The sequence below is a fragment of the Sphingorhabdus sp. genome, from assembly GCF_044354325.1.
Lineage (GTDB): Bacteria > Pseudomonadota > Alphaproteobacteria > Sphingomonadales > Sphingomonadaceae > Sphingorhabdus_B.
This window is the reverse complement of record NZ_JBILAF010000010.1, coordinates 22033-34968: the sequence shown is the minus strand read 5'-3', so window position 1 is coordinate 34968 and position 12936 is coordinate 22033. Positions and strand designations below refer to the sequence as shown.

At 59.2% G+C, this 12936-nt stretch carries 12 protein-coding genes; 4 read left to right on the top strand and 8 right to left on the bottom strand.

Annotated features, from left to right (window positions below):
- The 4 genes from ACIQ0G_RS02065 to ACIQ0G_RS02050 all read left to right on the top strand — a co-directional run.
- Window positions 1–1024: amidohydrolase family protein (locus ACIQ0G_RS02065; protein ID WP_397576463.1), on the top strand; the 1024-nt coding region annotated here is incomplete at its 5' end.
- A gap of 194 nt (window positions 1025–1218) precedes the next feature.
- Window positions 1219–2019: a hypothetical protein gene (locus tag ACIQ0G_RS02060; RefSeq protein WP_397576462.1), complete on the top strand. Its 801-nt coding sequence runs from the start codon at window positions 1219–1221 to the stop codon at window positions 2017–2019.
- Window positions 1922–3454 carry a Y-family DNA polymerase gene (locus ACIQ0G_RS02055; RefSeq protein ID WP_397576461.1) on the top strand — a complete coding sequence of 511 codons (1533 nt, stop codon included), beginning with the start codon at window positions 1922–1924 and terminating at the stop codon, window positions 3452–3454. The genes ACIQ0G_RS02060 and ACIQ0G_RS02055 overlap by 98 nt, the downstream gene beginning before the upstream one ends.
- Window positions 3451–6846, top strand: a complete 3396-nt coding sequence (locus ACIQ0G_RS02050) for an error-prone DNA polymerase (RefSeq protein WP_397576460.1) — start codon at window positions 3451–3453, stop codon at window positions 6844–6846. Before ACIQ0G_RS02055 ends, ACIQ0G_RS02050 begins: the two co-directional genes overlap by 4 nt.
- A 3-nt stretch (window positions 6847–6849) precedes the next feature.
- On the opposite strand, the gene gloB is transcribed toward ACIQ0G_RS02050, so the two are convergent.
- The 8 genes from gloB to ACIQ0G_RS02010 all read right to left on the bottom strand — a co-directional run bounded on the left by gloB (window position 6850) and on the right by ACIQ0G_RS02010 (window position 12936).
- On the bottom strand, window positions 6850–7575 hold the full coding sequence (gene gloB / locus ACIQ0G_RS02045) for a hydroxyacylglutathione hydrolase (protein WP_397576459.1): 726 nt from the start codon (window positions 7573–7575) through the stop codon (window positions 6850–6852).
- The gene (locus tag ACIQ0G_RS02040) at window positions 7575–8030 is read right to left on the bottom strand and encodes a VOC family protein (RefSeq protein ID WP_397576458.1); all 456 of its coding nucleotides are present in this window, start codon (window positions 8028–8030) and stop codon (window positions 7575–7577) included. The genes gloB and ACIQ0G_RS02040 overlap by 1 nt, the downstream gene beginning before the upstream one ends.
- A gap of 59 nt (window positions 8031–8089) precedes the next feature.
- On the bottom strand, window positions 8090–8872 hold the full coding sequence (locus ACIQ0G_RS02035; RefSeq protein WP_397576457.1) for a hypothetical protein: 783 nt from the start codon (window positions 8870–8872) through the stop codon (window positions 8090–8092).
- 19 nt (window positions 8873–8891) lie between these two features.
- The gene (locus ACIQ0G_RS02030) at window positions 8892–9629 is read right to left on the bottom strand and encodes an alpha/beta hydrolase (RefSeq protein ID WP_397576456.1); all 738 of its coding nucleotides are present in this window, start codon (window positions 9627–9629) and stop codon (window positions 8892–8894) included.
- Between the two features lie 50 nt (window positions 9630–9679).
- The gene (locus tag ACIQ0G_RS02025; protein WP_395628846.1) at window positions 9680–9934 is read right to left on the bottom strand and encodes a DUF6356 family protein; all 255 of its coding nucleotides are present in this window, start codon (window positions 9932–9934) and stop codon (window positions 9680–9682) included.
- Between the two features lie 187 nt (window positions 9935–10121).
- Complete coding sequence (pal, locus tag ACIQ0G_RS02020; RefSeq protein ID WP_397576455.1) at window positions 10122–10658, bottom strand: peptidoglycan-associated lipoprotein Pal; 537 nt, start codon at window positions 10656–10658, stop codon at window positions 10122–10124.
- Between the two features lie 69 nt (window positions 10659–10727).
- Window positions 10728–12083 carry a Tol-Pal system beta propeller repeat protein TolB gene (gene tolB / locus ACIQ0G_RS02015; protein ID WP_397576467.1) on the bottom strand — a complete coding sequence of 452 codons (1356 nt, stop codon included), beginning with the start codon at window positions 12081–12083 and terminating at the stop codon, window positions 10728–10730.
- Window positions 12084–12099: 16 nt separating this feature from the next.
- On the bottom strand, window positions 12100–12936 hold the full coding sequence (locus ACIQ0G_RS02010) for a hypothetical protein (RefSeq protein ID WP_397576454.1): 837 nt from the start codon (window positions 12934–12936) through the stop codon (window positions 12100–12102).

Sequence of the window (12936 nt, the reverse complement as noted above, 5' to 3'; positions counted from 1 at the left end):
TGTCGATGAAATGACACCGCAGCAAAACTGGGTAAATATGCTCAACCTCGCCATGGGTATCACCACGCGGCATGATCCATCCAGCAGCGCCGCGACGGTTTTCCCGGCGGTGGAAATGCAGCGCGCGGGCCTTATTGTCGGGCCGCGTTCTTTCTCCACGGGCGAGATTGTGTACGGCGCAAAGGCCGCGGATGTGTATGCCGAAATCAATGGCCTCGATGATGCCCTCGCGCATGTCCGGCGGTTGAAGGCGCAAGGTGCGCACAGCGTCAAAAACTACAACCAGCCGCGCCGTGAACAGCGCCAGCAAGTTGTTGCCGCCGCGCTTCAGGAAAATATGCGTTCGGTGGCGGAAGGCGGTTCGCTGTTCGGCATGGACATGAACCTGATTGCCGATGGCAACACCACCGTTGAGCACAATGTCCCGCTCGACATTTTCTACGGCGACGTGCTTCAGTTCTTCTCGAAATCGAAGGTGGGTTACACCCCGACCCTTGTCGTGACCTATGGCGGCCCAGCCGGTGATCCGTATTGGCGCGCACATACCGATGTGTTCCGTCATCCGTTGATGGCTAAGCATTATCCGCCGACCGAGCTTGCGGCGAACAATGCACGCCGCGAAATCGCGCCTGAGGAAGACTATGTCGACGATAACAGCGCGCGTGAGGCGCATAAGCTTGCCAAGCTTGGCGTGCCGGTGGCGATCGGTGCGCATGGTCAGGAAGCCGGCATCGCCGCGCATTGGGAACTCTGGTCCTTCGTGCGCGGTGGCATGTCGCCAATTGAGGCATTGGCCGCAGGCACAATCGAGTCCGCCCGTTCGCTTGGCTATGACAAGGATGTCGGCTCCATCGCCGCAGGCAAGCTTGCCGATCTCGTCGTTCTCGACGCCGACCCAAGCGCGGATATCCGCAATTCGGACAAGGTCGCCAAGGTTATGATCGGTGGCCGTTTATATGATGCGGCCACGCTGAACGAAGAAGTCACCGGCACACGCAAACGCATGCCTTATTATTGGGAATGAGTTCAGCCGGGTGAACGCAATTTTCTGGCCCGGGCAAATAGGCCCGGGCTGGAAAATGGCTCAACCATGCCGCCCGCGCTTTCGGGATCATCTGCGCGCATAGGCCCGCCGGTTGCCGGCCTATATTATCCCAAATCACTTCAGAACAAAAAAGCTGACTCCACATCCATGAAAAATGGAGTATGGAACAAATCATGAACAAAAAGCCGAATCACATACAGCCGACTCTACCGGCTGGTGCGTTTCCATCTGCGCAAGGAATGTGGAAGCAACACCAGCCGGATGCCGCGCAATCATTGCTGCCCACAGGGGCGCCTTATGTCGACGAGCGGCTGCGCGGTGGCATAACGCAGGCTGGGCTGCATGAATTTTTTGGTGGCGCAAAAGCCGACTCACATGCCGCAGCTGCCTTTGCGCTTTTGCTGGCATGGCGGCTGCCGGAAAGCGATGCCGGTATCTTCTGGATATCAGGGGACAAGGAACGCCAGACATCGGGTCGTCTTTACCCTTATGGGCTATCGGCAATGGGCGGTGACCCCGCGCGCATGTTGCTGGTCCAGACAGCCGATTTGCGCGACGCCTTGCGGGCTGCAGCGGATGCCATCCGGTCGAACGCCGCCCGCGCGGTCATATTGGAAACGCACGGCAATGCCCGGTTGGTGGATTTGACCTCGACCCGTCGGCTTGCCTTGGCCGCAGCGGAGGCAGGGGTGCTGGCCCTGCTCGTGCGCGGGGATGCGGTGCCGATGCCAAGTGCGGCGCGTACACGCTGGCGGATATGTTCTGCGCCCTCTGCGCCATTGCCGGGAAATGCCCCGGGCCTTCCGACTTTTGACATCAGCCTGCTGCGCCATCGCGGTGGCACGGCTCCTTTTGAGGCAAGAGTGACTTGGGATCATGCAACACGAAGCTTTTTTGACACGCCGCTATCTGGCGGTCTTTCTGCCATTGTTACCGACACAGAGACTGGTCCGGCATCGCGGCATCGCGCCTGATGCGCCCTTTGCTATGGTCGAAAAACAACGCGGGGCCATGCGGTTGGCGGCATGTGATCCGGCGGCGCATGCGCTTGGCCTGACCGCAGGAATGGCGCTGGCCGATGCCCGCGCGCGCGTGCCCGATCTGGCGGTCTTTGACCATGACCCTGTGGCGGACCTCAACTTGCTCGGCTGGCTCGCCGATGGGTGTGAGCGTTATACCCCTGCTTGCATGTTGGACCCGCCGCAAGGGCTGTTGCTCGACATTACGGGGTGCGAACATGTGTTTGGTGATGCGGCGCGGCTGGCGAAGGATGTGCACGCGCGGTTCAGCCGTCATGGCCTCAGTTGCCGGATTGCCTTGGGGTTCACTCCCGACAGCGCGCAGGCCAAGGCGAGATATGCGGCACGCACCATTTCCGACGTGCCTGTGGAGGCGCTGGATGGCGGTGACAAGGTGCATAAGGCGCTTCGCCGGGCTGGCCTAAGAAGTATTGGCGATCTCGCTGTCCGCCCGCGTAAGCCGCTGGCGGCGCGTTTCGGAAAGGCGGTTGTGGTGCGGCTGGCCCGCCTGTTGGAAGAGGAAGACCCGCGCATCACCCCGCGCCGAAGTCTGCCCATCATCCATGTTACGCAGAATTTTGCCGAGCCGATTTCGCGGACCAATGATGTGTTGGCGACCATTGAAATGCTGGCAGGGGGCGCCGCGCTCCAGTTGCAAGAACGCGGGCAGGGCGGGCGGCGGTTCGAGATATGTCTATTCCGCAGCGATGGCCATGTCGCGCGGCTGGCGGTGGATACCGGCACGCCAACGCGCGACGCTGCCCTGCTCATGCGCTTGATACGGGAGCGTATTGACGCGCTGTCCGACCCGCTTGACCCCGGCTTTGGCTATGACCTCATCCGGTTGGAAGTCCCGCTTGCTGAGGTGTTGGCCAATGTTCAGGTTGGGCTGGAGACAAAGGTCGACACAGATGCGGCCGCAGCCGCGCTCATCGACCGGCTCAGCGTTCGGTTGGGGGCAGAGCGTGTGCGGCAATTCCACGCGCGGCAAAGCCACATCCCCGAACGCGCAGCGCTTGAGCGTGTCGCGCAATCTGACGCTTCAAAGGCGGACTGGCCAAAATCTGTGCCGGGCGAACCGGCGATGCGTCCTTTTCGGCTGTTCGAAACGCCGCAGCCGATTGAGGTAACCGCCGGATTTCCAGAGGGCGAACCGCGTAGCTTTCGCTGGCGGCGGCACGTGCACCGCGTCACACGGGTGGAGGGCCCTGAACGCATCAGCCCGGAATGGTGGCGACATGCGCGCGGCTACGCGCCGGGCAATGGCAGTCTGACGCGCGATTATTACCGTGTTGAGGACAATGAGGGGCGCCGCTTTTGGCTGTTCCGGCGTGGGCTTTATGATGAAATTGAACGACCACTTTGGTATCTCCACGGTATCTTCGCATGAGCTATGCCGAGCTTGCCTGCACCAGCAGCTATTCTTTCTTGCGCGGGGCATCGCCGCCATCGGATTATGTGGCGGAGGGTATCCGGCGCGGGCTGACCGCCATTGGCATTGCTGATCGCAATACCGTCTCTGGCGTTGTGCGCGCGTGGAAGGCGTTGGGCGATGCGCCCGATGAAGCGCGTAGTGCATTGCTGGCGGCCAAGCGCGATGCCGGGGAACCCGAGCAACTGACCGAAGCTGAAAAGGCCGCGTGTGAACCGAATATCCGCTTTTTGGCAGGATCACGGCTGGTGTTTTCGGACGGTACGCCGGACATCATTGCCTATCCCGCCACGCGGCAGGGGTGGGGTAACCTCACCCGGTTGCTGACCGTCGGGAATATGCGCGCGACCAAAGGCAGCTGTATATTGAAGTTCGATGATTTGTCCGACCATCTGGCTGATTTGCTGCTCATCGTCATGCCATATGCGACCGCGGACGCGGAGGAGGCACATAAAAACCCCCCCTTATATGCGTTTAAGGAAAGCGCGAAGCCCATAGCCGCGCCATCGCATCTCAAGCTGGTGTCGACCGCGCCGCAGGATTGGGAAAGCGTGCTGCGCCGCCTTGCGCCTGTGCATGCTGGCAAGCTTTGGCTTGGTGTATCAACGCATCACAGGGGTCAGGATAAACGGCAGCTGGCACGTTATCGAAAAGTGGCAAACGCCTTTGACGTGCCGCTGCTTGCGACGAACGATCCGCTTTACGCGACCCGCGATCAGCGTCCGCTCCACGATATTGTCACGTGCATCCGCATGGGGACGACCATCCAGAAAGCAGGCTTTGCACTGGAGGCAAATGCCGAGCGGTACATTAAGACGGCGCATGACATGGCGCGTTTATTCCATGCCTGTCCCGAAGCTGTGGTCGAAACCGAACGCTTTGCCGCACATGTTCATTTCGACCTTGAACAGCTGAAATATGAATATCCGCACGAGCCAGTTCCGGGCGGCTGGACCCCCGACGACTGGCTGGCGCATCTGGTGTGGACGGCGGCGCACGAACGGTACGGGGCAGAGCTTCCGGAGAAAATCCGCAAGTCGATTGAAACCGAGCTTGCGTTTATCCGCACCGAAAAATTCGCATATTATTTCCTCACCGTCCACGATCTGGTCAAATTTGCGCGTGATCAAAAGCCGCCGATTTTATGCCAAGGGCGCGGCTCGGCGGCGAACTCTACGGTGTGTTTCCTGCTCGGCGTGACGTCTGTTGATCCGCTTGTAAACACGCTGTTATTTTCGCGCTTCATTTCGTCCGACCGAAAAGAACCGCCCGATATCGACGTTGATTTCGAACATGAGCGGCGTGAGGAAGTCATTCAATATGTCTATCGGCGCTATGGCCGCCACCGGGCCGCGATTGCCGGAACGATCATCCATTACCGCCCGCGCAGCGCGGTGCGCGAAGTGGGAAAGGCTTTGGGCCTGACCGAGGATATCACAACGCGCATGGTCAGCACGGTCTGGGGCAGTTTCGGCAGCGGTCCAGATGAACGGCGGCTGGTTGAGGCCGGGTTTGATCCGGACAATCCCGAAATTGCCCGGCTGAAATCGCTGTCTGAACAGTTGATAAAATTCCCGCGCCATTTGTCGCAGCATGTCGGCGGGTTTATCCTGACCGAAAACCGGCTCGACGAAACCGTGCCCATTCACAATGGCGCGATGAAAGACCGCAATTTCATTGAGTGGGACAAAGACGATATCGACGCATTGGGGCTGATGAAGGTCGATGTGCTCGCGCTGGGTATGCTGACGTGCATACGCAAGGCCTATGACATGATGCGCGAGCAGGGGATTGGCGATTATGATCTGAAGGTCGACATCGATTCCGATGATCCCAATGTCTATGACATGCTGTGCAGAGGAGAGAGCCTGGGCGTGTTTCAGGTCGAAAGCCGGGCGCAAATGAACATGCTGCCGCGTATGAAACCGCGCAGCCTATATGACCTCACGATTCAAGTCGCGATTGTCCGCCCCGGCCCCATCCAGGGCGATATGGTGCATCCTTATTTGCGGCGACGTAATGGGGAGGAAAAGGCCGAATATCCCTCTCCCGCCCCGCCATATCCGCCAGACGAGCTGAAACAGGTGCTTGGCAAAACATTGGGTGTGCCACTGTTTCAGGAACAGGCGATGAACCTGGCGATCACCGCTGCCGAATTCAGCGAGGCCGATGCCAACCGTTTGCGCAAGGCGATGGCAACGTTTCGCAATGTCGGCGGGATGGAGCATTTCGAAACGATGATGGTCGAAGGCATGGTGCGGCGGGGCTATGAACGTGACTTTGCCCAGCGCTGCTTTGGCCAAATTCAGGGCTTCGGATCATATGGCTTCCCCGAAAGCCATGCGCTGTCTTTTGCGCGGCTGGTCTATGTGTCGTCGTGGATCAAACATTATCATCCGGCCATTTTCGCCGCCGCCTTACTCAATTCGCAGCCCATGGGCTTTTACGCGCCGGCGCAGATTGTCCGCGATGCGCAGGAAAATGGGGTGGAGGTCAGGCCGATCGACGTCAATGCGAGCCATTGGGATAATGCAATCGAGCAAGGCGCGCTGCGATTGGGGATGCGGCAGATCGACGGATTTCGGGCGGTGTGGGCGCACGCCATTGTCGCGAACCGGCCATTTGCATCTATCGAAGATTTGGCGCGCCGTGCCGCGCTGCCACCGGCTGCCGTGCATTTGCTTGCCGATGCCGATGCCGTGCGATCATTGGGTTTCGACCGGCGAGAGGGCGCGTGGGAAGCGCGGCGGACGCCTTCGGACGAGCTGCCGTTGTTCGCTGCGGCCAACGCGCGCGAGCTTGGCGCGGAGGCCGATGCGATGTTGCCAGCGATGCCCGCCAGCGAACATGTCGCGGCGGATTATCAGATGACCCGGCTTTCGCTAAAGGGGCACCCGATGCAGTTTCTGCGCGGGATGTTCGCACGCGAGGGCGTGCTGAGCTGCGCTGAGGCCAATGTCGCCAAGAACGGCAAGCGGGTGCGCGTGGCCGGCGTCGTGCTGGTCCGGCAGCGCCCCGGCAAGGGCAATGCGATTTTCATCACGATTGAGGATGAAAGTGGCGTGACCAACATCTTATTATGGGCGCGGTTGTTCGACCGGCAACGCCGCGCCGTCATGGCGTCACGGCTGATTATTGCCGAGGGCGAAATTCAGCGCAGCAAAGAAGGTGTGGTGCACCTGATGGCGACGAATATTATCGACCGTACTGACGATCTGGCGCAATTGTCAGAAACGCATCAGACCAATGTCGGGAAACCCAAAATTGACGAATTTGCGCGGCCACATCCCCCGCGCGGCAGCCACCCGCGCGACGTGCGGATCTTGCCCAAGTCACGCGACTTCCACTGATTTTTAGGCTGCATCCTTCGCCGCCCGGCGTGCCGCCAATTCCTCCACGGAGCTTGCGCGCATGAACGGGTTGGTTGCGCGCTCCAGTGCAATCGTCGTTGGCACCGTTGCCTCGCCGCGTTCGCGCGCGGCGACAACATCAGACACGCGCTCCTGAAGCGCGGCATTGTCAGGCTCTATTGTCACGGCAAAGCGCGCGTTGCTTAACGTATATTCGTGCGCGCAATAGATGGCCGTATCATCGCCCAACGCCTCAAGCTTGCGCATATTGTCGTACATCTGCGCAGCGGTGCCTTCGAACAAGCGGCCACAGCCCATCGCGAACAAGGTGTCGCCGACAAAAGCGACCTGCTCGGTTTCAAAATGATAGGCGATGTGCCCCGCCGTATGCGCGGGAACGTCCAGGACCATCGCCCGCATCCCACCCAGTTGCACGACGTCGCCGCCGCGGACCTGCACATCCAGCGTCGATATCCGTTCCGCCTCTGCCGCTGGTCCCGTGATGATGCAGCCTGTTGCAGCCTTAATCTCGGCATTGCCGCCGACATGGTCGGGGTGCCAATGGGTATTCCAGATTTGCGTAATCTTCCATCCGCGCGCCTCGGCAGCTGCGAGCACCGGTTCTGCCACGGCAGGGTCGATCACGAGGGTCTCGCCGCTTGTTGCTTCATGCACCAGCCAGACATAATTGTCGGACAGGACCGGAACGCGGACAATCTCAATCGCCATTACCAGACGCCTATATTGGGCATGCTGACCCAAGGTTCTGCCGGTGGAAGATTGCCCTCTTGCAACAGTTCAATCGAAATGCCGTCGGGGGTCCGCACAAACGCCATATGACCGTCGCGCGGTGGCCGGTTGATCGTGACGCCTGCGTCCATCAGCGTTTGGCAGGTCGCGTAAATATCATCGACCCGGTACGCCAAATGGCCAAAGTTGCGGCCGCCATCATAAGCTTCGGCTGCGCTGCCATCGGCGGGCGGCCAATTGTGGGTCAATTCCACTTCCGCCACACCATCTTGTCCGGGCGCCGCGAGGAAAATGAGCGTGAAGCGACCAGCTTCGCTGTCGAAACGGCGGACTTCTTCAAGCCCAATCAATTTGAAGAACGCGACTGTCGCGTCAGGGTCCGTCACGCGGATCATCGTGTGGAGATATTTCGTCGGCATATTCGTTCCGTTCATGGCGCTGTCTGTATTTGCGCAGACAATGGACCGTGACAGCTACGGGCGCAAGGGGCGTGCTATCGCGATTGCGGTTCGGCAGGCGGCGGTGCGCTGGCGGCCAATGCGGCCAGTTGAGCCTTTGCGGTCGCCGCTTGGCGGCTGTTGGGCGCGATTGCGATGCATTGTTCCCATTGCTTGCGTGCAGCAGCTTCATCACCCGCGGCAATGGCAATATTGCCCGCCTCCAATGCGACGGCTGCATCACGAGGCAGAAGCGCGGCTGTCGTCTGGATATAGCTTAGCGCATCGGGCAGCTTGTTCATCCGCCGCGCCAATGTCGCGGATAACAACCATGCCGTGCCATTTTCGGGCGACAGCGTCCGTGCGGTCGTCAGCGCAGCTTCGGCATCGGCGGGTCTGCGCAACGCAACCAAAGCGCGCGCGCGATCAACCTCGCTATCGGCGCGTTCGGCGCTTTCTAGGGATTGGGCGGCAAGCGCTTTGTCTAATGCCGCCAATGCCGCGTCGGGCGTATCGGCGGCAAGCGCAGCATTGCCCGCCTGCGCCCAGAAACGCGCGGCGCGGGCATCACCCTTGTCCTCGGCCAATTTTGCCGCCTCGGTCAGCATGGGTATGGCAAGGTCAAATTTGAAATCGGTCGCAAGCGCATAACCATGGCACGCGCGCGCAAGATAGCCGCCGCCTTGCTGCGTCCACAGGCTTGCCTCGGTGACTGCAGATGCAGGATCTGTCCCCGCGAGCTTCAGGCACTCGTCAAACTGGACTTCGTTCAGCGTGGACAAGGGTTGCGCGGACGCGGGCACCGCGATGAACAGCAAACTTGATAACAGCTTTAGCATGGGCGCTCCGTTAAATAGGTCAGACCAGCTTCGCCACGGTCTCGATCAACACAGCAATATCCGTATCGCGCGAAAGCCGATGGTCGCCATCCTTTACCAAGATCGTCTGCACGTCGGATGAACGAAGCTGGGCAGCTAGGCTTAACGACGTTTGCCAAGGCACGTCAGGGTCGCACTGCCCGTGGATCAGGCGCACCGGGCAGTCGATGCCGATTTCGCCATTCAGCCGCAGATTATCCTGTCCGGATTGCCAAAAAGCGCGGGTGATAACCATGGGGTCATAGCCATAATCGCTGGGGCGCGCGATGCGTCCGTCGGCGGCCATCGTCGCGCGGTCGGCATCGTTGAAATCCCAGTCGGTAAAATCTGGTGCTGCGGCGATGCCAACCATTGCCATGACCTGCGCGCCAAGCGCTTCGGCCACCAGCAGCATGAGCCATCCGCCCATGGACGATCCAACCAAGATTAACGGCCCGACTTGCGCATGGGCAATGACCGCCAGAACGTCATCACGCCAGATATCCAGCGTGCCGTCTTCAAATGCACCTTCGCTTTCACCGCAACCCGAATAATCGAACCGCAGCATGCCGATGCCTTGCGCCTTTGCCCACGCGCACAGCGCCGTTGCCTTGCCACCCTGCATATCGGACATATAGCCCGGCAGGAAAACAAGCGTCGGCCCGCCGCCTTTGGTCAGACGATAGGCCAGCCTTATGCCATCATCGCGCGTGGCAAAATGTGGGGCTGTTTCTGTCAAAACGGGGTCTGGGTCAAAACGGGGCCTAGGTCAAAACGGGGAATGCAGGGTCAAATCACCCAATCGACGGTCAGCATTTGGGCCACATCCTGACCCTTGGCGCGGCGCTGCTCGACCATGATATGGTTCAATCGCTTTACGGTATCGCTGCCGGACGTAATGCAAAGACCGGGAACGAACGCATGCACCAGCGCCTTCATCCCGCCCCAGATCATCGCAAAACCAAATCGGCTGGCGACGCCAAAATGCTCGACATAATTTTCATCGACGCTTTTGGGATGCTCGACAAAGAGGCGGTTGAACATGGGAACCTTTCCTTCAAAAACTACCGCAGCTTAAACAATCGCTCAGTTAAAATCAAAGCCGAAGCCCGATTTCGCTTTGCGTGATCGCGACAGCGGGTGGCTCGAAATATATCAGGCTATGTCACTGTCCGGTGCGTTTCGATGAAAGCATCCTCCCCATCGCACGCCGACGGGGAGGATTTGATGTTTACTGAACGGTAACCGTCACCGCACGGCGGTTTTGTGCCCAGGCTTGTTCGTCCGAACCCAAAGCCGATGGGCGTTCTTTGCCATGGCTGACGGTTTCGATGCGGCTTGCGTCGACACCGATTGAGGTCAGGTAATTTTTTGCAGAATTGGCACGGCGTTCGCCAAGCGCGAGGTTGTAGTCGCGTGTTCCACGTTCGTCGGCATGACCTTCTACGGTGATGCGGGCGTTGGGATAACGGGCCAGCCATTGCGCCTGACGCTGCAACGTCGCCTGATCTTCGGCATCCACATTGAAGCGATCGGTTTCAAACAAGATGCGGTCGCCAAATTGCCCAACTTGTTGCAGGAAATCTTCCTGGCTGCCCGGAACGATCTGGCTAGCAGGGGCTTCCGGGGCTGGTTGCGTCTGGCCATAATCAGTGCCCTCGGCCGCAGGTGGCAGTGCTTCGACCTTTTTCTTGCCGCAGCCTGCAACCAGTGCGGTCGATGCCAGCAACATGGCGGCCATCTTGATCGTGTTGGTCTTCATCTTCATGGTCTTCTCCTTCGGCTTGCTCCGCATGTGTATAGCGGAAGTTATATCAGAAATGTGATTCAAACGCACTCACGGCAAAACAGGTCCCCATGCGGGGTCCGATCCGTCAACCGGCGTCGGCAATTGGCGTTCGTTCGATCCCGTAAGATCGACTTGCCAGATACTGGTTTTGCCGCTGCCCTTCGCCGTGCGGAAAAACTGGATGACGCGGCCATTTGGCGCCCATGTGGGAGCCTCATCCTGCCAGCTGTCGGTCAGCAGTCGTTCGCCCGAACCGTCGGGGCGCATGGTGCCAACGCGGAAGTCGCCCGCAATGCGGGTATAGGCAATAAGGTCCGCGCGCGGGCTCCATTCGGGGGTCGCGTACCGCCCGGAACCAAAGCTGATCCGCCGTTGGTTGGATCCATCTGCGTTCATGACATAGATTTGCTGGCTGCCCGACCGGTCGCTTTCAAATACAATCTGGCGACCATCGGGGGAAAAGCTTCCCCCGACGTCGATGCTGGGCGATGTTGTCAGCTTGACGGGCGTGCCGCTGCCGCTCGCCGAAATCTTGTAGATGTCGGTGTTCCCTGCAACCGCCATGGAATATAATATGGTCTGGCCATCTGGCGACCAGCGTGGGGCAAAGGTCGGGTTTCGCGATTGCGTAATCAACCGCTGCCGACCGGCATTAATATCATAGACATAGATGCGTGGATTGCCGTCGACATAGGACAGATACAGGATCGATTTATAGTTGGGCGAGAAACGCGGTGTGAGCGCCGTTGACTGGCCATTGGTAATGAAACGGTGGTTTGCGCCATCTGAATCCATGATCGCCAGGCGTTTGACGCGTTTACCCTTGGGGCCAGTTTCGGCAATATAGGCAATGCGGCTGTCAAAGAATGGCAGTTCGCCCGTCAGCTTCGCATAGATTGCATCGGCACATTTGTGCGCGGCTCTGCGCCATTCGCGTGGCGGCACGTTGAAGCCAAGGCGTGTGGTTTCATTGCCAAAGCCGACGTCATATAAATAACATCCAACCGTCAGATTGCCGTCGCCGCCCACGCGGACGAAACCTTGGACAAGCTGTTCAACTGGACGGCCTTTCCAATAATCAAATTGCGGTGCCGTCACCTCTGGCAACGTTATGGCGCGCAGGCCATTGGGGCCCTGCGTTTCAAACACACCCGATGCGCGCAAGTTGGATGAGATGACTTCAGCGATTTGACGGCCAAGTGCGGCGCTGTTCCCCGCCGGCGTATCGACAGGGGCGGGGGCCACAAGTGCGGGCACGGCAATGGAACGTGTCTTGGACGTATCAAACTCGACCAGCTCGGGCTCATCTGTATCAGGCGCAGGCGGCGGGGTTTGCGCCATGACGCTTTGACTGCCGACAATCAGAAGCAGGAAAGACGCAATTTTTTGGGTCAGATTTGTCAGGTTCATTATCTTATCCTTATCCCCTAGCTTTAATACGCATCGGGTGAGACTTCCAAACGTCGTAGTATTCGGGGTCCAAATTGCGGAATGGTGCAGCAGCGCGCACGGCTTGCAATATGCACTGTTTTAGCGGTTCCGCTTGAGGTCGATTACTATCGTTGATGCCTGTTTGTCCGCCATAACCCACGTTCAGTAGATTGCCGGATACATCTAGGCTCAACGTAATAGTTGTAACAATTTTATTCAGTTCAACGCCGGTTGGCGAGCATGCTTCTACTCGTCGCTGAATTTGGGGACCAAGCATCGCAGACACTGACCGGCGCACTTCGGTCGCGGTCTTTGCAGCAGGTGTGCCCAACGCTTTGCCAGCGCCAGGGGCCTTGCCGATATTGTTGATGCTGTCTTCGAAATTGCGGCTGAGCCCGCCGGGCTTGGCTGGCGTTGACCCTTTGCCGCTTGGTGCGGTTGCTTTTACCGTTTTCGGCGGCGTGGCAGCGGTCTTCACCGGTTCTTTCTTGGCCGCAACCTTCGCAAGGGGCGGCGCAGTGTCGGGCTTTGCGGGCTTCTGCACCGGCTTGGCCACCGGCTTTTCGATTTTTATCACCGGGGTTGGGGCAGGTGGCGGTTCGCTCGGCGCGGTGTCCCCAGCGGCTGGCGGTGCGGATTCTTCCTGAATGGCATCGGGCGCCGTCGAGACATCGGCAATTTCACCCACCAGCGAAACCGAAATCGATTCCTGCCTTTTAATGGTGTCCGCGGATGCCATAAGACCTAGGCCAAATGCGCCCAGCAATATGACATGGCCGCCAATCGCAGCGCCCAGTCCGAGTTTTTCGACCCGATCCATCGCCAT